Origin of the sequence: Paraburkholderia sp. SIMBA_054 (assembly GCF_046534875.1) — a bacterium.
Taxonomy (GTDB): Bacteria; Pseudomonadota; Gammaproteobacteria; order Burkholderiales; family Burkholderiaceae; genus Paraburkholderia; species Paraburkholderia hospita.
In genome coordinates this window covers 1-242 of the sequence record NZ_JAWRXV010001540.1, presented here as the reverse complement: position 1 = coordinate 242, position 242 = coordinate 1, and the positions used below count along the sequence as shown (strand labels likewise).

The following is a 242-nucleotide window of genomic DNA, read 5'->3' as shown; positions in this document are numbered from 1 at the left end:
CACTTTGTCAATGAACTCATAAAACTTGCTGGCAAATTTGCCTTCTTCATTCCATTGCAAGACGGCTTCCACTAAATCGCTCGCGATATCGCTAATGTCTTGTTCCAGTGCAAACAGGATATGCGGATACAATAGGGCAAGCACGCGGTCGACCGTCGCTTCGTCCACTTCTCCCGGCCATTCGGCTAGCGCCACATAAACCTTCTCCAAACTTTCGTAAATAGCGGAACTAATGCCTCCTG

The 242-nt window shown here is 48.3% G+C and carries 1 protein-coding gene; it reads right to left on the bottom strand.

What is annotated here, in order from left to right:
• A partial coding sequence (locus tag SB822_RS60200; protein ID WP_410859527.1) for a hypothetical protein occupies positions 1-242 on the bottom strand: 242 nt, incomplete at both ends.